18 protein-coding genes are annotated in these 21,419 nt (G+C 52.7%); 7 read left to right on the top strand and 11 right to left on the bottom strand.

The window, feature by feature from the left end; translation table 11 throughout:
• The first annotated feature begins 19 nt into the window (after window positions 1-19).
• Window positions 20-847 carry a 2,5-didehydrogluconate reductase DkgA gene (dkgA, locus tag OGV80_RS06260; protein ID WP_286514166.1) on the top strand — a complete coding sequence of 276 codons (828 nt, stop codon included), beginning with the start codon at window positions 20-22 and terminating at the stop codon, window positions 845-847.
• Between the two features lie 34 nt (window positions 848-881).
• On the opposite strand, the gene OGV80_RS06255 is transcribed toward dkgA, so the two are convergent.
• Entirely contained in the window at window positions 882-1,310 is a 429-nt protein-coding gene (locus OGV80_RS06255) for a carboxypeptidase-like regulatory domain-containing protein (RefSeq protein ID WP_075145632.1), read from the bottom strand.
• Window positions 1,311-1,398: 88 nt separating this feature from the next.
• On the opposite strand from OGV80_RS06255, the gene OGV80_RS06250 reads away from it, so the two are divergent.
• On the top strand, window positions 1,399-1,854 hold the full coding sequence (locus tag OGV80_RS06250) for an HIT family protein (protein WP_172862398.1): 456 nt from the start codon (window positions 1,399-1,401) through the stop codon (window positions 1,852-1,854).
• 103 nt (window positions 1,855-1,957) lie between these two features.
• Here OGV80_RS06250 and OGV80_RS06245 read toward each other — a convergent pair whose 3' ends face one another.
• The 6 genes from OGV80_RS06245 to OGV80_RS06220 form a co-directional block, all read right to left on the bottom strand.
• Window positions 1,958-4,129, bottom strand: a complete 2,172-nt coding sequence (locus OGV80_RS06245) for a YgiQ family radical SAM protein (RefSeq protein WP_003024532.1) — start codon at window positions 4,127-4,129, stop codon at window positions 1,958-1,960.
• A 91-nt stretch (window positions 4,130-4,220) separates the two neighbouring features.
• Window positions 4,221-5,612, bottom strand: a complete 1,392-nt coding sequence (locus tag OGV80_RS06240) for a hypothetical protein (RefSeq protein ID WP_087051991.1) — start codon at window positions 5,610-5,612, stop codon at window positions 4,221-4,223.
• 49 nt (window positions 5,613-5,661) lie between these two features.
• The gene (gene ftsP / locus OGV80_RS06235; protein WP_286514158.1) at window positions 5,662-7,074 is read right to left on the bottom strand and encodes a cell division protein FtsP; all 1,413 of its coding nucleotides are present in this window, start codon (window positions 7,072-7,074) and stop codon (window positions 5,662-5,664) included.
• A gap of 71 nt (window positions 7,075-7,145) precedes the next feature.
• Window positions 7,146-7,883, bottom strand: a complete 738-nt coding sequence (plsC, locus tag OGV80_RS06230) for a 1-acylglycerol-3-phosphate O-acyltransferase (protein WP_043017631.1) — start codon at window positions 7,881-7,883, stop codon at window positions 7,146-7,148.
• Window positions 7,884-8,078: 195 nt separating this feature from the next.
• Window positions 8,079-10,337 carry a DNA topoisomerase IV subunit A gene (gene parC, locus OGV80_RS06225; protein WP_043017632.1) on the bottom strand — a complete coding sequence of 753 codons (2,259 nt, stop codon included), beginning with the start codon at window positions 10,335-10,337 and terminating at the stop codon, window positions 8,079-8,081.
• A gap of 118 nt (window positions 10,338-10,455) precedes the next feature.
• Window positions 10,456-10,851, bottom strand: coding sequence for a YgiW/YdeI family stress tolerance OB fold protein (locus OGV80_RS06220; protein WP_005123105.1), 396 nt, complete (start codon window positions 10,849-10,851; stop codon window positions 10,456-10,458).
• A 151-nt stretch (window positions 10,852-11,002) separates the two neighbouring features.
• Between OGV80_RS06220 and qseB the strand changes: the two genes are divergently transcribed.
• The 4 genes from qseB to OGV80_RS06200 all read left to right on the top strand — a co-directional run bounded on the left by qseB (window position 11,003) and on the right by OGV80_RS06200 (window position 14,044).
• Entirely contained in the window at window positions 11,003-11,662 is a 660-nt protein-coding gene (gene qseB, locus OGV80_RS06215; protein WP_080626089.1) for a quorum sensing response regulator transcription factor QseB, read from the top strand.
• Window positions 11,659-13,008, top strand: coding sequence for a quorum sensing histidine kinase QseC (gene qseC, locus OGV80_RS06210; RefSeq protein WP_286514154.1), 1,350 nt, complete (start codon window positions 11,659-11,661; stop codon window positions 13,006-13,008). Before qseB ends, qseC begins: the two co-directional genes overlap by 4 nt.
• A 109-nt stretch (window positions 13,009-13,117) precedes the next feature.
• The gene (locus tag OGV80_RS06205) at window positions 13,118-13,699 is read left to right on the top strand and encodes an NAD(P)H-dependent oxidoreductase (protein ID WP_043017635.1); all 582 of its coding nucleotides are present in this window, start codon (window positions 13,118-13,120) and stop codon (window positions 13,697-13,699) included.
• Between the two features lie 30 nt (window positions 13,700-13,729).
• Window positions 13,730-14,044, top strand: a complete 315-nt coding sequence (locus OGV80_RS06200) for a putative quinol monooxygenase (RefSeq protein ID WP_042289259.1) — start codon at window positions 13,730-13,732, stop codon at window positions 14,042-14,044.
• 93 nt (window positions 14,045-14,137) lie between these two features.
• Here OGV80_RS06200 and OGV80_RS06195 read toward each other — a convergent pair whose 3' ends face one another.
• From OGV80_RS06195 to OGV80_RS06185, 3 genes are read right to left on the bottom strand one after another with little or no spacing between them, the layout of a single operon-like run.
• Complete coding sequence (locus OGV80_RS06195; protein ID WP_200008392.1) at window positions 14,138-15,328, bottom strand: glycoside hydrolase family 88 protein; 1,191 nt, start codon at window positions 15,326-15,328, stop codon at window positions 14,138-14,140.
• Between the two features lie 23 nt (window positions 15,329-15,351).
• Window positions 15,352-16,620 (bottom strand): oligosaccharide MFS transporter, encoded by a 1,269-nt coding sequence (locus OGV80_RS06190; RefSeq protein ID WP_075145626.1) that lies wholly within the window; start codon window positions 16,618-16,620, stop codon window positions 15,352-15,354.
• A gap of 10 nt (window positions 16,621-16,630) precedes the next feature.
• The gene (locus OGV80_RS06185; protein ID WP_087051190.1) at window positions 16,631-18,451 is read right to left on the bottom strand and encodes a DUF2264 domain-containing protein; all 1,821 of its coding nucleotides are present in this window, start codon (window positions 18,449-18,451) and stop codon (window positions 16,631-16,633) included.
• A gap of 165 nt (window positions 18,452-18,616) precedes the next feature.
• Between OGV80_RS06185 and OGV80_RS06180 the strand changes: the two genes are divergently transcribed.
• Entirely contained in the window at window positions 18,617-19,468 is an 852-nt protein-coding gene (locus OGV80_RS06180) for a helix-turn-helix transcriptional regulator (RefSeq protein WP_286514149.1), read from the top strand.
• 45 nt (window positions 19,469-19,513) lie between these two features.
• Here OGV80_RS06180 and parE read toward each other — a convergent pair whose 3' ends face one another.
• A complete protein-coding gene (gene parE / locus OGV80_RS06175) occupies window positions 19,514-21,406 on the bottom strand; it encodes a DNA topoisomerase IV subunit B (protein ID WP_003024571.1) in 1,893 nt (630 codons plus the stop codon).
• Window positions 21,407-21,419 lie beyond the last annotated feature (13 nt).

Below are 21,419 nucleotides of genomic sequence, written 5' to 3'. Positions count from 1 at the left end.
AGTTATTCAGGGGGGAATTATGACCACTCCAACCATGATCAAACTACAGGATGGTAACGTCATGCCGCAACTGGGCCTGGGGGTCTGGAAGGCAAGCAACGAAGAAGTCATTACCGCTATCCATAAAGCACTGGAAGTGGGTTATCGTTCGATTGATACCGCCGCCGCGTACAAAAACGAAGAAGGTGTCGGCAAAGCGATACGTAATGCGGGCGTGCCGCGGGAAGAGTTATTCATCACCACCAAGCTGTGGAATGATGATCAAAAACGCGCCCGGGAAGCCTTACTCGAAAGCATGGAGAAACTCCAGCTCGATTACCTCGATCTTTACCTGATGCACTGGCCTGTTCCGGCGATCGATCACTACGTTGAAGCGTGGGAAAACATGATCGACCTGCAAAAAGAAGGGCTGATTAAGAGCATCGGCGTGTGCAACTTTCAGATCAACCATCTCCAGCGCCTGATCGATGAAACTGGCGTTCATCCCGTGATCAACCAGATAGAACTGCACCCACTTATGCAGCAGCGCCAGCTTCATGCCTGGAACGCTACGCATAAGATCCAGACCGAATCCTGGAGTCCATTGGCGCAGGGCGGGAAAGACGTCTTCGACCAAAAGATCATCCGTGACCTCGCTGAGAAATATGGTAAATCACCGGCGCAGATTGTCATCCGTTGGCATCTGGATAGCGGCCTGGTGGTTATTCCAAAATCGGTCACCCCAGCCCGTATCGCAGAAAACTTTAACGTCTGGGACTTCCGCCTGGATAAAGAAGAATTAGGCGAAATTGCGAAACTCGATCAAGGCAGACGGCTGGGACCAGACCCGGACCAGTTCGGCGGTTAACTCCCCCTTTAAGCCCGGCGCCAGATGTCCGGGCTTACTCACTACCAGGCTGGCAAATCCCCGCTTTTGGTATCGAATGCGACGCATCCGGCAAGGAACATGTCACGCGATAAGCCTCGCCATCTGCCGCATGCACCCCGCCCAAACGACCGCCCAGTTCAACCTCGTACGAATTCCCTTCAGCGGAAATATGCAGCGCGGAGCGATAAATCCAGTCCATGGGGCCAATTGGCAGAAAGAATGTCCATTCGTACTTATCGGGAAAGGAAAAAAAACCATCTCGATCGGACACGGTACTGACTGGAGATGCGTTACTGTTTAAGGTAATTTCCGCACCCTGAACGGGTTGTCCAGCGCTATTTGTCAGTCGCCCATCCACCGCGGGCTGCGTCTGATGATGTGCCACACAACCGCTTTGTAGTATCACCGTCAGCAGCACTGCTGACCTTATCCACTTAGCCATCCTTGCTCTCACTTTGAATTAAGTCCATTTACGTTTTCCAGGAGCGAATGATACTCTGAGTCCATCATCCCCTGGAAGAGTCACCGCAATGACCTGTATTTTCTGTCAAATTGTTGAAGGCAAAGCGCCCTGCCATAAGGTCTGGGAAGACGAGCATCACCTGGCTTTTCTGTCGATTTTCCCGAACACCGACGGTTTTACCGTGGTGATCCCGAAAAAGCATTACCCCAGCTATGCCTTCGATATGCCGCCGCAGGCGTTGGCTGACCTGATGCTGGCAACCCAAAAAGTGGCTAAGAAACTGGATAAGGCTTTCCCGGACGTCAGCCGTACGGGGATGTTTTTCGAAGGTTTCGGCGTAGACCATGTGCACAGTAAATTAAGCCCCATGCACGGTACTGGCGATTTAACCCACTGGAAACCGATTGAAGCGCGGCAGAACAAATTTTTCGAGCAGTATGAAGGGTATCTGTCGTCACACGATCATGAACGGGCGGATGATGCAAAACTGGTCGCATTAGCGGCCAGAATTCGTGAGGCGTAAGTACTGAGTCTCTCTACTGGATGGCGGCGCAAGCCACTTACCCGGCCTACAAAATCGTGCTATTCGTAGGCCTGATAAGTATTTCACTACCGGGCAAGACGGATTAGCGCCCCGCCACTTTCCCACGTTTTTTGTTCGCGGCAGGCGTCTGGCGCTGATGCGCCACTGGCGTATGTTTAGTCAACGCCGGACGAGTATGACGGTTCTGACGACGTGCTTCGCGCATCTCTTCCAGCGTAGGCGCCGGAACCAGACATTCGCGACGACCACCGATCAGATGCTTTTTACCCATATCTTCCAGCGCCTGGCGGATTAACGGCCAGTTGGCTGGATCGTGGTAACGCAGCAGGGCTTTATGCAGACGACGCTGCTTATCACCTTTCGGCACCACCACGTCTTCACTCTTATAACCAATTTTACCCAGCGGATTTTTCCCGGTGTAATACATGGTTGTGGAGTTCGCCAGCGGCGATGGGTAGAAGTTCTGCACCTGATCGAGGCGGAAACGACGTTGTTTCAGCCACAGCGCCAGATTCACCATATCCTCGTCACGCGTACCCGGGTGCGCGGAAATAAAGTACGGGATCAGGTACTGTTCTTTACCCGCCTGTTTAGAGTAGGTATCGAACAATTCCTTAAAGCGATCGTAGCTGCCCATCCCCGGCTTCATCATCTTCGACAGCGGGCCTTCTTCAGTATGCTCTGGCGCAATCTTCAGATAGCCGCCAACGTGATGGGTCGCCAGCTCTTTGATATAACGCGGATCTTCAACCGCGATGTCATAGCGTACACCGGAAGCGATGAGGATCTTTTTAATACCTTTCAAATCACGCGCACGGCGATAAAGGTTAATCGTCGGTTCGTGGTTGGTATCCATATGCGGACAAATATCCGGATAGACGCACGACAGACGACGGCATGTCTGCTCCGCACGCGGTGACTTACAGCGCAGCATATACATGTTCGCCGTTGGGCCACCGAGATCGGAAATCACGCCGGTAAAGCCCGGAACGGTGTCGCGAATGGCTTCGATTTCATTGATGATTGAGTCTTCAGAGCGGCTCTGGATGATGCGGCCTTCGTGCTCGGTGATCGAGCAGAACGAACAGCCGCCAAAGCAGCCACGCATAATGTTGATCGAGAAACGGATCATCTCATAGGCCGGAATACGGCTGTCGCCATACGCCGGATGCGGCACGCGCTTGTAAGGCAGCGCAAAGACGCTGTCCATCTCTTCGGTAGACAGCGGAATGGCTGGCGGGTTGATCCAGATATAGCGATCGCCATGCTTTTGCATCAGCGCGCGCGCGCAGCCTGGGTTCGTTTCGTGGTGCAGGATACGTGACGCATGCGCATACAGCACTTTGTCGCCCTTCACTTTTTCGAAGGACGGCAGCAGCACGTAGGTTTTTTCCCACGGTTTCGGGCGCGGCGGCTGTACGGTGACCGCTTTCGCTTCCTGCTTTTTCGGGGCGACAGGTTTGTTGTCGGCACACGGCAAATCTTCACCGTACGGATGCGGGATCGGGTCAATCTTGCCCGGCGTGTCGAGACGCGTGGAGTCCACCCCACTCCAGCCCGGCAGCGCTTCTTTAACCATAATCGCGGTGTTACGCACGTCGCGGATCTGATCGATAGTTTCACCCATCGCCAGACGATGCGCCACTTCCACCAGCGGACGCTCACCGTTGCCGAACATCAGCATGTCGGCTTTGGAATCCACCAGAACGGAGCGACGAACGGTATCAGACCAGTAGTCATAATGCGCGGTACGGCGCAGGCTGGCCTCAATGCCGCCGAGAATAACCGGCACATCTTTCCATGCTTCTTTACAACGCTGGGTATAGACCAGCGTGGCGCGGTCCGGGCGTTTGCCAGCCACGTTGTCTGGCGTGTAGGCATCGTCATGGCGCAGTCGGCGATCGGCGGTATAACGGTTGATCATCGAATCCATGTTGCCTGCGGTCACACCAAAGAACAGGTTCGGTTTACCCAAACGCATAAAATCGTCTTTGTTGTTCCACTCCGGCTGGGCGATAATCCCAACGCGAAAGCCCTGCGCTTCCAGCATACGGCCGCAAATTGCCATGCCAAAGCTGGGATGATCGACGTATGCATCGCCGGTAACCAGAATGATGTCGCAGCTATCCCAGCCAAGTTGGTCCATTTCGTCACGTGACATCGGCAAAAACGGTGCCGGGCCAAAACAGGCAGCCCAGTACTGCGGCCAGGAGAAAAGGTCTCTGTCCGGCTGGATCAGGGATATTGCGCTCATAGTGCTTCCAAAAATGGTAAAAAAATAATCAAAGGCCGGGGATTATAAGCCGGAATGCAATAGAGATCGAAAGATTATGAGCGCTGAAGCATTATTTTCCCGCACCGCAAACTTCGTCTATTCGCGCTTTGCCATCAAAAACAGAAGACTCGCCAATATACTGCCTGAAAGCATCGCGAAGTTCCGTACAAGAAATCCCTCCTGCATGTAGCGCGCTCACGACCTGCGATCCCTTATCTTCAGTGTAAAAACCGTGCGCCAGTTGGTTATCAGAGTAAGGCGCTTTACGCTCCAGTATGTCGCGAATAACAAGGGTAAGGACTTGCGGATCTCCATTACTGTAGCCCCTCGCACGGTCGATGGCCTCTTCCAGCACCTTATTGTTCCCATCGCGGTCGTCAAAATCCGTCCATTGTACGACGTCTTTGTCCAGAATGGCCTGAATCACCGGACGCGGCGCATACTCCACCAAATACTTCAAAAGCTGGTCGCGATAGTCGGAGTCGGTTTCCGCCTTCAGGATAGCGGGCGTAGCGGCAATATCATCCGCGATCGTGACATCTCCTGACAACGCTCTGGCCTGGAGCTGGTACATCCGCTTTATCGGTTGACGATGATTCCACAGAAACTGCGTCAGTTCAGCATCGCCTTCTTTGAGTATCCTGCGGTAAACCTCATCATTTAATAACGATGGCATGTGGCGTAATAAGACCGTTGCCATTGCAAAATAGCGCTGTTTTTGTTCGGTCGTTGGTATAGCAGAAAAATAAACATTATTGCTTAATGGGTTATCCTCCATCAGCGCTTCCCGATTGCGAGCAGCCTGTTCGGAATCACCTGACAATAATTCACTGAAAACCTTCAGCGCGGTCTTATTCTGGCTATTAACCGCCTGGGTCAGTGGCGATACATAAGGGTAGCCCGCGTTATCAAAAGGATTAGCCCCACTGGCGATTAAAATCCTGAACGTTGACTCCGGCATATCTTGTTCATATGCCGAATAAGAAAGCATTTTCTGACGGAAAGCGGGATCGCTTAACTGGTTTTTAAAGCTATCACTGGCCTGATGCAGCGTATAGAGTTGATTAATATCTCGCGCGCGCTGGAAATCTACATAAAGCTGCGGCTCCAGTTGATTCTGACATACGAAAAAAATGGCTATGGCGACAAGATGGCCGCCAACCGAAGAACCGAGCAGTGTTTTTCCTTTGTACAGCAACCAAAAAGCCAGTATTCCAGCAAGTATCGCAGGGGAAACGATCAAAAGAATACGCGAGTTTAATTCGTCGCCATAAAAAGTAAAAACGCCCCACAGCGATAGCAAAGCGACGCACTGTGGTAATACCAGCCATAGCAGGATATGACGACTGGTGAGATTTTTAAAACTGGAGCAAATCAACACCAAAATAGCGATGCCTGCTATTACAGGCATCGCCATCATCAAAAAAAATACAATAAGGTCATACCAGGTAAAACTAATCATCGTTGCATCCTTTGCAATAAAACGAATCCATGCGATATCAATAAATTAGCTACGGCGCCGGATTCACCAATATCTGACCGATCGAGCCCCGGTCCGCCATTTCCAGCGTCTGGCTGTTAAAGTAGAACGGGAAATGAGCCCAGGAAGGTTGTCCGTAGTAAACCAGTAATTCAACCTGACCGTCGACCCAGACGGTATCTTTCCAGCCTCTGTCTTCCGGGAACGGCATCGCGCCATTCACATTACGGATCAGGAACGAGACGCCTTCAATATGGAAAGACTGAGGCATATCCGCCCTTACCATCCAGCGCTCCCAGGAGCCCTGCTGGGCGGTAATATCCATTCGGTTGACGTCCCACAGTTGACCGTTAATGCCAGGATCGTCATCCAGGCTGATATCACGGCTGCGAATCGGCGAACCGCTGAGGATTTCAGTTGGCAGCAGACGCATTGGCAGGCTATCAGTCACCAGTGGCAGAAGACCTGTCGGGCGCAACGTCAGTACCAGCGTGGAGATGAGAATACTGGAAGGCTCAAAGAATCCGCGGATCCTGTCGACAATGCTGGCCGCCTCACCGCAGGTGATAGAGACCTCATTTCCGTTAGTCATATCCACCAGAATCTCACGGCGCTCGCCCGGCGCCAGCGAGAGCTGCTTCACCGAAACCGGCGCAGGTAAAAAACCCTGATCGCTGGAAATCACATGCAGCGGACGGCCATCGCTCATTTGCAGCTGGTAACGACGCGAGTTTGAGGCGTTCAGCAAGCGCAAACGCACCCAGCCGCGGGAGACTTCGACATACGGGCTTTGCGCCCCGTTGACCAGTAACGTATCGCCAACAAAACCACCGCTACCGGGCTCGCTGTATTCCGGCGTGCCAAAGTTGTCCAGGCGCTTGTCCTGGATAATGATCGGAAAATCATCCACGCCATAGTGGTTTGGAATAGACAGTGACTTACTCACTTCATCTTCAACCAGCCACATCCCGGCAAGACCGTTGTAAACCTGCTGGGCGGTACGATTTGGCGTATTGGCGTGATACCACAACGTGGCGGCATTCTGGCGAATCGGCAGCACTGGCGCCCAGTCCGCATTAGGAGACATCATACGCGCCGGGCCGCCCATCAGCGGGCCGGGCACCTGTAGTCCGGCGACGGTCATTGAGACATTTTCAGTCAAACGGTTGCTGTAGATAAGCTTGACGTCATCCCCTTTCCAGACGCGGATCGTCGGTCCCAGGTAGCGGCCGTTAACCCCCCAGACAGGCGCGCGGGTGCCTTGCGTAAAGGACCAGTGCGCGCGTTGCAGCGTCATAAATAGCGGCTGTCCCCGACGGGACTCCAGCAGCGGAGGCACGGGTAACGGTTGTTGCTGACCGGCAGCATTAGCCTTCAGCGGAACAGCACCTGCACACAGTGCGATCCCCGATGCCTGAATGAACTGACGCCGACTGAATGACATATAAACTCCATGAAAAACTGGCGATTAACACGCAGGAAATCTTTTCCTGTAAAAAACCCGAATTGCGCGGATTAAACCTTACCGGCGGCTTCCCGCTCAGCAACTTCTTTATCGAGTTCTGCGATTTTTTGTTCCATCAGCGTACGGCAATGCGCTGCCAGTTCACGAACCTGATCTTTCCCAAAGTGGCTAATATCTACCGGCGGCAGCATCTCTACAATCGCCAGACCATTATTGAGTCGGTTGAGTTTTATCTTGTTCGAGGTTGTTGAAACGCACACTGGAATGACCGGGACACCCGCCGCAATCGCCGCATGAAACGCACCGGTTTTAAACGGCAGCAAACCGCGACCACGGCTGCGTGTTCCTTCCGGGAACATCCAGATAGAAATGCGACGTTTTTTGAAATGGTTCACCACGGCTGCAATGGTGCTGTGCGCTTTTGCGCGGTTGTTTCTGTCAATCAGCAGGTTGCCGGTTAACCAGTACAACTGCCCGAAGAACGGGATCCACAGCAGGCTTTTTTTACCTACCGTCACCGTCGGCGGCTGAACGATATTCGCCGCGGTAACCATGTCATAGTTGTTCTGATGGTTACAAATATAGATAGCATTACCATAGTTCTGCGCGTCTGCCGGCATGCGGCACTCGACCTTCAGGCCATAAAGCGGAGCCAGGCGGCCAAACATATGACCGAACGTTGCGACGTGTTTTGGATTTCGCGGGCTGAACAGACAGTATATACAACCGAAAATACAGACCAGAATGCAGTAAATAACAGTAATGATTAAACGAAAAATATATAGCATAACAACCTCTAAGGCCTAAGAGCCTGGCATTTTACGTCACCTGATTCATCATGCAGTATCAGGTTAGGGCTTTGTTAAGGGCGGCTCTCTGGAAAAGCGTATTGTTAATCGCAACGCACGAATAAACAACGGTTTCACGGGAATTTTTAACGTTGGCTCTCCCTGGGCTAAAACAGGGAGAGCCGGACGGTAGCGTTATTCTTCGCTGTCGCCGTGACTGGCGCGTCGAGGCGAGTCAATATCAATGCTGTCGATACGCTGCAGACCACGCATTAGCGTCCCGCGACGGCCACGCTCGCCGGTTACTTTCTGCAACTCTTCAGGACGCAGTTTAATTTTGCGCTTACCGACGTGGATGGTCAGCGTGCTTTGTGGCGGCAGCACGTAGAGCTTCGCCAGGCCATCTTCGCCTTTCGCCGCTTCCGCTGAAGGGATATTGATAATCTTGTTCCCTTTGCCTTTAGACAATTGTGGCAAATCGCTTACCGGGAACATCAACATGCGACCAGCCTGGGTGATGGCCAGCAGCATATCGGTTTCATCTTCAATCACCACTGGCTGCATCACGCGCGCATTTTCTGGCAGCGTAATTAATGCCTTACCAGCACGGTTACGTGCTACCAGGTCATTGAAGGTGCAGACAAAACCGTAGCCCGCATCGGAAGCCATCAGCAGTTTCTGATCGTCGCCTTCCATCAGCATGTGCTCAACCGTCGCACCCGGCGGCAGAGTGAGCTTACCGGTCAATGGTTCGCCCTGGCCACGCGCCGACGGCAGCGTAATCGGGTCGATGGCATAGCTGCGCCCGGTCGAGTCAACGAACACCACCGGCTGGTTGCTCTTACCCTTCACTGCCGACTTAAAGCTGTCGCCCGCTTTATAGCTTAATCCTGGCGCATCGATGTCGTGGCCTTTCGCACTACGCACCCAGCCACTCTGGGACAACACAATGGTCACCGGCTCTGACGGCAGCATGTCGTGCTCGCTCATCGCCTTCGCTTCTTCGCGCTCTGTCAGCGGAGAGCGACGATCGTCGCCATAGGCCTCGGCGTCAGCCTGCAGTTCTTTCTTCAGCAGGTTACTCATTTTACGCTCGGAAGCCAGAATGCCCTGCAGCTGATCGCGCTCTTTCGCCAGTTCATCCTGCTCACCGCGGATTTTCATCTCTTCGAGTTTGGCAAGGTGGCGCAATTTCAGCTCAAGGATGGCTTCAGCCTGGGTTTCAGAAATACCAAACCGCGACATCAGCTCGGGCTTAGGTTCATCTTCATGACGAATGATTTCGATCACTTCGTCAATGTTGAGGAACGCCACCAGCAAACCTTCAAGGATGTGCAGGCGTTTAAGCACTTTTTCCAGACGATAGTTCAGGCGACGACGCACGGTATCACGACGGAACGCCAGCCATTCGGTGAGGATCTCCAGCAGGTTTTTCACCGCCGGGCGACCGTCGAGGCCGATCATGTTCAGGTTGATGCGGTAGCTTTTTTCCAGATCGGTGGTGGCAAACAGGTGGTTCATTACCTGTTCCATATCCACGCGATTAGAGCGCGGGACAATCACCAGACGGGTCGGGTTTTCGTGATCCGATTCGTCGCGCAGGTCGTCTACCATCGGCAGCTTTTTATTGCGCATTTGAGCGGCGATCTGCTCCAGCACTTTTGCCCCGGAAACCTGATGCGGCAGCGCGGAAATCACCACTGCGCCGTCTTCTTTCGTCCATACCGCACGCATACGTACGGAGCCGCGTCCGTTTTCGTAAATCTTACGAATCTCCGCACGCGAGGTAATGATCTCTGCTTCGGTCGGGTAATCCGGCCCCTGTACAATATCCAGCAACTGATCCAGCGTCGTTTTCGGCTGCTCAATCAGAGTAATCGCTGCTTTTGCCACTTCACGCAGGTTGTGCGGCGGAATGTCCGTCGCCATACCCACGGCAATACCGGTCGTACCATTCAGCAGAATATTGGGCAGACGTGCAGGCAGCATCTTCGGCTCCTGCATGGTGCCGTCGAAGTTTGGCACCCAGTCTGACGTTCCCTGACCGAGTTCACCCAGCAGGACTTCCGCATATTTAGACAGGCGGGATTCGGTATAACGCATCGCCGCGAAGGATTTCGGATCGTCTGGTGCCCCCCAGTTCCCCTGCCCGTCAACCAGCGGATAACGGTAAGAGAACGGCTGCGCCATCAGCACCATCGCTTCATAACAAGCGCTGTCGCCGTGTGGATGGTATTTACCCAGCACGTCACCGACGGTACGGGCGGATTTTTTAAATTTGGCGCTGGCATTCAGCCCCAGTTCGGACATCGCGTACACGATGCGACGCTGAACGGGTTTCAAACCATCGCCAATAAACGGCAACGCCCTGTCCATGATGACGTACATGGAGTAGTTCAGATAAGCGTTTTCCGTGAATTCATGCAGCGCCAGGCGCTCTGCCATATCGCTCATTAATCGTGGTTCCTCAACTTTATACCCCTCAATGAAAGGGCAATATTGCCGCAGATACTACCCTATCTGGCGTGTTGAGTCACAAAGAAAAGGGCCGCGAATGCGGCCCTGATGGGGATTATTTGGCAACTTTGGTAATCTGTTTCACGTCGATTTCAACGGAGTTCCAGTCTTTATCCACCTCGCCCTGGATTTCAACCACATCCTGCGGCGTGACGGTTACACCGTTCCAGCGCTTGTGGTCGATATCCACATTCACCGTGCCGGTCGCATCTTTAAACACATACAGGTCGTCGGAAATACGTTCAACGATGTTCCCACGCAGGGTAACCCAGGTGTCATCACGCAGCGATTTGGCGCTTTCTACCGTTGTGCTGCTACCGTTCGGGCCGACAAATCCGCCGTTTTGGCTTTGCGTGGTGGTGGTTGGTCCAGAGAAGCCGCCCTGCTGAGCTGCCAGAACAGGTGCGGAACACAGTGCCATTACGGCAACCATTGCAGCTAATTTTTTCATCGTCATGTCTCCCTTTCATGTTGGTTTACGACTATTAAATAAGTTAATCCTTAACAAGTTCTTAAGGCAAAAAAAGATACTTTTTTTGCTGTACAGAGGCTGTAGCCACAGGTTTACTGATGGTAAAGAAAGCGGCGGCAGGGAAGAACATATGCGTATTTTACTGATCGAAGATGACACATTGATTGGCGATGGCCTGAAAACGGGTCTGAATAAAATGGGTTTCAGCATCGACTGGTTTAGCGAAGGCCGTCAGGGGAAAGAAGCGCTTTATAGCGCTCCTTATGATGCAGTTATCCTCGACCTGACGCTGCCTGGCATTGACGGACGGGACATCTTGCGCGAATGGCGAGCCAACGGGAAGCAGGAGCCGGTGCTGATCCTGACCGCTCGCGACGCGCTGGCAGAACGCGTTGAAGGCTTACGTCTGGGCGCGGATGACTATCTTTGCAAACCCTTTGCGCTGATTGAAGTTGCCGCGAGGCTGGAGGCGCTGGTGCGCCGTGCCAGCGGCCAGGCCAGCAGCATATTACGCCATGGTCAGGTGACGCTCGATCCCGGCGCGCTGGTCGCCACGGCGGCGGATGAGCCTTTGTCTCTCAAACCCAAAGAGTTCGCGCTGCTGGAGCTACTTATGCGCAACAAAGGTCGCGTCCTGCCACGCAAACTGATTGAAGAAAAACTGTATACCTGGGACGAAAACGTCTCCAGCAATGCGGTTGAAGTACACGTCCATCACTTACGCCGTAAGCTCGGCAGCGACTTTATCCGTACCGTGCATGGCATTGGCTACACCCTGGGTGACGCATGAAACTCACACAACGCCTCAGCCTGCGCGTCAGGCTAACGCTTATTTTTTTGATTCTGGCATCAGCGACCTGGGCCGTTTCCAGCTTTGTGGCCTGGAAGCAGACTACCGATAACGTCGATGAGCTGTTTGATACGCAACTGATGCTGTTCGCCAAACGGCTCAGCACGCTGGATCTTGACGAGCTAAAAGCCTCAGAGCGCATTGCGCATACGCCGAAAAAATTCAAACATGGCCATATTGATGACGATGTGCTGACCTTTGCTGTCTATACGCCAGAAGGGAAAATGGTGCTCCACGATGGCGACAATGGTCAGTACATTCCCTATAGCTATCGCCGGGAAGGTTTTGACGATGGCTATTTAACCGGCGACAACGATAAATGGCGCTTTGTCTGGCTGACGTCGGCGGATAAAAAATACCGCATCGTTGTGGGGCAGGAATGGGAATACCGTGAAGACATGGCCCTGGCGATTGTGACAACGCAACTGGTACCCTGGCTTATCGCATTGCCATTGATGCTATTAATCCTGATCGTATTGTTAAGTCTTGAGCTCAAACCCCTGAAAAAACTGGCGCAGGCGTTACGTTTGCGCGACCCGGAATCTGAAGATCCCCTCAGTTTAAAAGGCATTCCCGGCGAGGTTCGCCCGCTGGTTGAATCGCTCAACCAACTTTTTATCCGTATTCACACCACCATGGTGCGCGAACGGCGCTTTACTTCCGATGCGGCTCATGAACTACGTAGCCCACTCACCGCGCTGAAAGTACAGGCCGAAGTGGCGCAATTGTCTGACGATGATCCGCAGGCAAGGCAAAAAGCCTTAATGCAGATGCAAACCGGCATTGAACGCGCCACCCGACTGGTCGATCAACTCCTGACGCTTTCGCGCCTCGACTCCCTCGACAATCTTCAGGATGTAGCGGAAATCTCGCTGGAGGAGCTACTGCAATCCGCGGTGATGGATATCTACCACCCGGCCCAGCAGGCGCACATCGATGTGCGTTTGCAGATTAACGCGCACGACATTACGCGTACGGGACAGCCGCTGTTACTCAGCCTGATGGTACGAAATCTGCTGGATAATGCGATCCGCTACAGTCCGCAGGGTAGCATTGTGGAAGTGACGCTCAACGCCCGCAATTTCAGCGTCAAAGATAATGGTCCTGGCATCACGCCTGAGGTCCTTACCCACATCGGTGAACGCTTTTATCGCCCTCCGGGACAAAGCGTGACCGGCAGCGGTCTCGGCCTGTCGATTGTCCGCCGTATTGCGACTTTGCATAGAATGTCAGCCTCATTTGGTAACGCTCCGCAAGGTGGCTTTGAAGCTAAGGTCAGTTGGTAACTGGATTATTATTGCTCAAACAGCAAAAGACTTTGCACATTTTGCTAATTTCACCGCACCGCTGGTGGGAGTAAAATCGTCCTCAAACGTATTTCCTTGAGGACACAAAATGAGCAACATTCTGATTATCAATGGTGCGAAAAAATTCGGCCATTCTAATGGTCAACTGAATGACACCCTGACCGAGGTCGCGGACGGTATCCTGCGCGACCTCGGGCATGATGTTAAAGTCGTACGCGCAGACAGCGATTATGACGTTCAAACAGAAGTGCAGAACTTCGTGTGGGCCGATGCGGTTATCTGGCAAATGCCTGGCTGGTGGATGGGCGCACCGTGGACCGTGAAAAAATACATCGATGACGTGTTTACCGCAGGTCACGGTACGCTGTATGCCAGCGATGGCCGTACACGTTCAGATGCCTCTAAAAAATACGGTTCCGGCGGGCTGATTCAGGGCAAAAAATACATGTTGTCTCTGACCTGGAACGCACCGATGGAAGCCTTCACAGAAAAAGATCAGTTCTTCCATGGCGTTGGCGTTGATGGCGTTTATCTCCCGTTCCATAAAGCAAACCAGTTCCTGGGAATGGAAGCGCTGCCGACCTTTATCACCAATGACGTGATTAAAATGCCGGACGTCCCGCGTTATATCGCAGAATATCGCAAGCATCTGAACGAAATTTTTGGTTAACTGGTAACCTGGAATTAGAAGGAGTTAACCATGCTTACCGTTATTGCAGAAATCCGTACACGTCCAGGTCAACATCACCGCCAGGCGGTACTGGATCAGTTCGCTAAAATCGTTCCGACCGTACTGAAAGAAGAAGGCTGCCACGGCTACGCGCCGATGGTCGATCATGCTGCTGGCGTCAGTTTTCAGACCACGGCCCCGGACTCAATCGTAATGATTGAACAGTGGGAAAGCATTGCGCATCTTGAAGCGCATTTGCAGACACCGCACATGAAAGCCTATAGCGAAGCCGTGAAAGGTGATGTGCTGGAGATGAATATTCGTATTCTGGAATCTGGCATTTAAGATTGTCGATTTGCCGGATAACGCCACAAACAGACGTATCCGGCTTACACAGCAATCTCCAGGCCCGGTAAGCGCAGCACCACCGGGCATTCTTTACCAGTAAAGCTTCCAGCTCTGAGTGAAGCGCATTAACGCTTCAACGTAGAAATAATCCCCCCAGCTTGCGCACTCATCGACCCCTTTGTTGCTCGACAGGTGATACACCGAGTGTTTCAGTAGCCCGTTCCCCAGCTCATCTTTGCCCATCAGATAGTGCCTGGTCAGCGAAGACATGATCCCCATCGCCCACTGCTGATAGCGTTCGCGATCCGGATCGGTCACCGGCAGGTGTTTAATCAGCTCCAGCAGACCGCAGACGGCAATCGCTGCCGAAGATGAATCGCGCAGCGCATCGGTCCCGACTAATGCCAGATCCCAATGGCAAACGGCATCTTCCGGCAAACGATTAAGAAAATAGTTGGCCAACTTTTTCGACAGCTGCACCATCTGGGTATCACCGGTGTAGATATAGCTCAGCAGAAAACCATAAATTCCCCACGCCTGCCCACGCGACCAGCAAGAATCGTCGGCATAGCCCTGCTGAGTATTACCGTAACGCGGCTCGCCGGTTTGCACGTCCATATAGTAGGTGTGGAAGGTCGAGGCATCCTGGCGGATCAGATATTTTGCTGCCTGCGCAACGTGCGCTTTGGCGGCATTCGCAAAACGCAGATCGCCCGTTTGCTCGCTTGCCCAGTACAACAGCGGCAGATTCATATTGCAGTCGATGATCATCCGCCCGGCCTGCTCGGGATCGCGAAGATCGCCCCATGCCTGGATGATCTGCGCCTTTTCATGAAAACGCTCCAACAGCGCTTCTGCCGCCATCAGGGAAAACCCTCGCGCATCACGATTACCCGTCAATCGCCAGGCCGCCACGCAGGAAAGCGTGTAGAGGAATCCCAGGTCGTGGGTGTTGGTATCGTGGCGTCCGCCAATACGCAAGCCAAACGAACGCACATGTTTCTCCGCCATCTCACGAAATTTGCTCTCACCACTCATTTCCCACGCCAGCCATAACTGCCCGGTCCAGAAGCTGGTCGTCCATTCCACATTATCTGTCAGCGGGTAATAACCTTGCACACAGGTTTCGGCAGGAAATTGTTCACCGAATACCGTTAAATGACGGCTAATCAATTCGAGGACATGTTCTCGAGCGCTACTCATTTGATCCTGAAAGCTACCAGGATTAACCGGGCTGCCAGGAAATACGCGCAACGATTCCTCAACGATATGATTTAACATATTTCGGTTCCTTCTTACGTAAATTATTTTGCAGGATTATTTTCAGCAATATCGAGAGCGATATTTTTGCCTCGTTTGCTCTGACAGGCAGATAAAGTAAATGCTGATATCAATGTAAAGATCAGCGCCACAATGCCCATAATGATATATGTCTTCTCAAAACCGATCCGGTCATACATTAATCCAGCAGGTGATGAAACTACTACGTTACCGACATACAGCATGGCCTGATAACCCAGTAAATACATGGTCGCATTTACCCGTTTATCAAAATGCTCGGCAATATATTTAAAGACGGAAACCAGTAATAAACAGATCTCCAGACCGTATAGCGGTTTCAGCACAGAAATGAGCAGATGAGAGTCGCACAGGCCAGAGATAACCAACCGTGCGCCCACCAGCGCCCCAACAATCAGCAGGCCACGCTTTGCGCCAACGTAATTGACGAATAACGGAATGACCATGTACATGACAAATTCCATTCCCGACTGCACCGTCCCCAGATAACCAAACACGGCGTTCCCTTCATGCACATCCGAGAAGAAAGTGACGAAGTAGCGGGAGAACTGCTGCTCAGCGATGAACATCATCCACGCTACGCCTGCAACATACAGGCAGAATGCCCAGAATTTGCGATTTCGCAGCAGGGCGTACACATCCGCCGGGGCGATTTTCTCTTTGGTTAACACCTCCGAGGCGTTGGCCGCATTGACATTGACTTTCAGACTCAGCAGAACGACCAGCATCACCACCGACGCCACGCTGCCGAGCATAAAGTTATAGGCCGGAGAGAGGTTAAATAGCAGGCCAGAGAACGATGACGCCACTGCCCAGCCAAGTGACCCCCACATGCGGATTTGCCCAAACTCCATGCCGTTCAGGCGGCTGTAGCGATCGGAATACGATTCACAGGCAGCCACCCCGGCATACCACGCAAAGCTTAAGTAAATCGCGCCAACGATAATGCCCAGCATTGTATTGGACAGTAATAATGGCTGATAGACATAAATAAAAAAGGGTGCCATTAATGCAGACATCACCACGACAAAATAGAGCAGATATTTACTCATCCCTATTTTATCGAGAATATAGCCATAAATAGGTTTCAGAATAACCGAAAAAATACCATTCACGGCAAATACGGTGCCGATCACCGTACCACTCAATTGCGCTTTTTGCCCTAACCAGATAGCCAGCAGACCAATACTTGCAGACCATGTAAAGAAATAGAGGAATATAAAACTACTTATTTTATAATATTCAGTCCGATTTCCCATTGAATTATTTTTCATACCATCCTCGCTATAAAAAGAACGACAACTGGCGTGCACTTTCAGGCTGCTGAATAACAACCTGGCTATTGTTGATAGAAAGCAGCGGAACGGCGGCGTACTGTCTTTGCTGTCCACTGGCGCTCACGGCGCAGCAAAGCCAGCTTTCGCCCTGTGGGATTTCGGCGGTAAGCACAGGGATCGAGGCGCATTCAGGGAACATGATGCTGCTGTTTGGCGGCGTGACCACATTGTCTGGCTGACGAACTATGGACGGTGAAAGATCAACGATAACGCTGGTTCCATTACGTGCCGCAATGAGACAGCCGCGATCGCGTAGCTGAGGCTCGGCTTTCATTACCGCAAATCCCCCTTCCACCGTTTGCAGGCTTCGCGCGCTGTGAATACGATGCAAACGAAGATGCCACTCACCAAACGGGACCAGCCATGTATCAAGGGTAACGTCATGCCAGGGAGACCAGCGGGACCAGATAAAATTCTCATCAACCCGAACGTCATCGCACTGACGACGGCCACGATAGTAGCCATCGCCGTCTGCCAACAGCAGCATAGAGTCACAGGCCGCATGTTTGATGCCGTAACGGCCACGCTCAATGGTGAAACCGAAACGGCTGGAGTAGGCGAATTTGGTGTATTTGGCTTCGGTATTGACGTAGTTGTTCAGTTCAAGCTGGCCTGAGGTCAGCATCGTGACATGTTCAGAATGCTCACTGTGCTGCATGATCTGCGCGGCATGCGTAATCACCCGTTTTTCGTCAAGTACGGGTAAGGCCTGCTCTTCAGCCTGCCAGAAGGGATGCTTCTCGGGCAGAGCGAGGATCAAAAAGACCTTCAATGCCCAGTAGGGCGATCCCGGCGAGTTGTAATCTTCGCACATCGCCAGGTTCGGATAGGCAAACCCCAGTGTCAGAATGCCATCACGATCGAAAATCGGCTGCTTCTGCCACCAACGCAAATGGCGCAAGATCACGCCTTTAATGACGCCTGGCGAAAAGACATCCAGTTCAGCAAACGCTACTGCGCTCCAGAACGCAACCATGGCAAAGCGGTAGGTCAGGCTGCGGCCAAACGGCACCGATGCGCCGTCTGCTGCGGACAGATAAATGAAATCTTCGGCAAACAGACGCGAGCGCTCACGCAGAGTGGCGGCACGATCGGCATCATCGGGGCTTAGGGTGGCATATAACAGGCCATAAAAATGGAAGGCCATAGAGATGTAGTAATCTTTCGGACGCCCGGGACCATCGGAATACCAGCCGTCACCGAGATAGTAGGCTTCCATCAGTTCAAAACGGCGATCGATAGCAGCCTGATCATAAGGCAGACCCGCCCGCTTGAAGCCAAGCTGAACGATAATCGCAAAGTAGTTCCAGTTGCTGTCCGGCATTTGCGCGTCGGTTATCTGGTTCAGCCAGCAATGCAGATTTTCACGTTCGCGCAAGGAGAAGCAGTCCGTCAGTTGCGTCTGTAACAATGCCAGACCCAGACCATATGCAGCCATCTCGACCAGGCGCTGATCGTACGGGCCGGTATCCCCCCAGTAGTGAGGACTTTGCGGATCGGTGCCAAGTTTTATCGCCTGAATGTATTTTTCGGCATACGGCGCATCAGCCCCGCCCGCCATCAGCGGAAACAGTCCCCACAGCGCCCGGGAAAGTCCTTCCATACAGGCAATATCCACGCTGTAGTGAGCACAGGTATTGCCAAGTGAAAACTGAGCCTGTCCCGCCGGAAACTGCTGATCCAGCGCACGCAAAATGGCGTTAACAGCGCACGTTACGTCTTCACGTGATGACAATGGATTTGATTTTTCTTCAGTTGTTGACCACATACTCTGCCCCTCTGAATTAAGTGGCTAAAGAATAGTGAATCGCAGAGCAGCAGAAATGTTACGTCAATCACACCACCAGCATTAAAGTAAAACAGCGATTGAGGAAATTTAAAAATAGGGTTTATAAATTACTATTCGGCGGCAAAAGTTTAAATTTATTGCACTATGACCTTATCCTCACAGCAAGAACATCTGGAGCTGATCGCCCTCAACGATGCGATTGCATCGTTCAGCCGTTTATTCGCCAATACGGTGCGTTACCACCACTGGCATCAGTGTCTGGAAGTGCTGTATGTGGAAGAAGGCTTTGGCGTGGTCACGGTTGACCATAAGCAGTTCACCATGCGACCAGGACGGATGTTCTTTTTTCCGCCGTTTACCCTACACAAGATATGGGTCGACGAGCAGGCGCGGGATGGTTATCGGCGTACCATTATTCATCTCGATCAACATGCGGTGCTGAAGGTGCTACGCGACTTTCCGCACACTCAGCAGCATCTGCAAAATCTGAGCGTGCGCGGCAGCGAAGCATGGGTTGTCGACGCGGCGGATATCCACATCCATGTTGATTTTCTTTTCAGCCGTTATGAAAAAATGGCTGCACAGAAGCCGCTGAACACTGAGCAGGTTGCCTGTCTGTTAGTTAATTTATTCAGCCTGTTACCCGAAGATAACGGCAATATGCCAGAAATTAGCAGTGGAATTGCCAGTCAGGTAATGTTCTGGCTGGATGAGCATTACACCCACAAATTTAGTCTGGCGGCGCTGGCGCAGGAGCTGGGCAAATCAAAAAGCTATGTTTCCCGCCGCTTCCAGATGGAAACAGGCGAGAGCATTCTCGACTATCTCAATACTCTACGTCTGCGAAAAGCCTGTGAAGCGCTGCTACACAGTGAAATCAGCGTGCGGGAGATTGCGCAAAAGGTGGGATTTTCAGAGGTGACGTACTTTATCAGCGCCTTCGGCAAAGGCATTGGCGAGACGCCGCTGCAGTATCGCAAGCGGCATAAACAGTAACGCCGGATAAGGCGGTTTACGCCGCCATCCGGCATTCACGGTCAATTATCCTTCGAGATCCGCCAGGTCGCCTTTCTCCTGCAACCAGTTACGGCGATCTTCAGAACGCTTCTTGGCCAGCAGCATATCCATCATTGCGTTGGTACGCTGATCGTCTTCATCATCAATGATGAGCTGCACCAGGCGACGGGTGTTCGGATCCAGCGTGGTTTCACGCAACTGCATCGGGTTCATTTCGCCCAGACCTTTAAAGCGCTGCACGTTCGGCTTGCCTTTCTTGCGCTTTAACTGCTCCAGTACGCCCGCTTTCTCTTCTTCCGTCAGTGCGTAATACACCTCTTTACCAAGGTCGATACGGTATAACGGCGGCAGCGCCACGTAGACGTGACCGTGTTTCACCAGCGTGCGGAAGTGTTTCACAAACAATGCGCACAGCAGCGTGGCGATGTGCAGACCATCGGAGTCCGCATCCGCCAGGATACAGATCTTGCCATAGCGCAATTGGCTCAGATCGTCGCTGTCCGGATCGATGCCGATCGCCACCGAAATATCGTGAACTTCCTGCGAGGCCAGCACTTCATCGGAAGAAACTTCCCAGGTATTGAGGATCTTACCTTTCAGCGGCATGATCGCCTGATATTCACGATCGCGCGCCTGTTTTGCCGATCCGCCCGCCGAGTCACCTTCGACGAGGAACAGTTCGGTGCGATTGAGATCCTGAGCGGTACAGTCCGCCAGTTTCCCCGGCAGCGCCGGACCGCTGGTCAGCTTTTTACGCACCACTTTTTTCGCCGCACGCAAACGACGCTGGGCGCTGGAAATCGCCATCTCAGCCAACAGTTCAGCCGACTGCACATTCTGGTTCAGCCACAGGCTGAAAGCATCTTTCACGACGCCAGAGACGAATGCCGCACACTGACGCGAAGAGAGGCGCTCTTTGGTTTGTCCGGCAAACTGCGGATCCTGCATTTTTACCGACAACACGTAAGCACAGCGATCCCAGATATCTTCCGCCGACAGCTTCACGCCGCGCGGCAGGATATTGCGGTATTCACAGAACTCGCGCATCGCATCCAGCAGACCCTGACGCAGACCGTTAACGTGCGTACCGCCCTGCATAGTTGGGATCAGGTTCACATAGCTTTCGGTCAGCAGCTCGCCGCCTTCAGGCAGCCAGAGCAGCGCCCAGTCCACAGTTTCCGTCTCACCGCTAAAATTACCGATAAACGGTTTTTCAGGAAGCGTCGGCAGGCCATTCACCGCTTCGCTCAGATAGTCATTCAGACCATCCTGGTAGCACCAGCGCTGTTCGCTGTTATTGACCTCATCCTTGAAGGTGATCTCAACGCCCGGGCACAGCACCGCTTTAGCTTTCAGTACGTGCGTTAAGCGCGAAACGGAAAAGCGCGGGCTGTCAAAGAAGCTTTCATCCGGCCAGAAGTGCACGCTGGTTCCGGTATTGCGTTTACCGCAGGTACCGACAACCTGTAAATCCTGCACCTTATCGCCGTTCTCAAACGCGATGTTGTATACCTGCCCGTCACGGCGCACGTTCACTTCCACACGCTTCGACAGGGCGTTAACCACAGAGATCCCCACCCCATGCAAACCACCAGAGAACTGATAGTTCTTGTTGGAGAATTTACCGCCCGCGTGCAGACGACAGAGGATCAGCTCTACCGCCGGAACGCCTTCTTCAGGGTGAATGTCTACCGGCATGCCACGGCCATCATCAATAACTTCCAGAGACTGGTCGGCATGTAAGATCACGTCCACGCGTTTCGCGTGGCCCGCCAGTGCTTCATCCACACTGTTATCAATCACTTCCTGTCCAAGATGGTTCGGACGGGTGGTATCGGTGTACATCCCCGGGCGACGGCGTACCGGCTCAAGCCCAGTGAGTACCTCAATGGCATCAGCGTTATAAGTTTGCGTCATGGTTTAAATAAGC

The organism is Citrobacter sp. Ce119 (assembly GCF_030334525.1).
Taxonomy (GTDB): domain Bacteria; phylum Pseudomonadota; class Gammaproteobacteria; order Enterobacterales; family Enterobacteriaceae; genus Citrobacter; species Citrobacter europaeus.
Note: the sequence above shows the minus strand (reverse complement) of the source record. Positions and strands in the feature narration are given on the sequence as shown.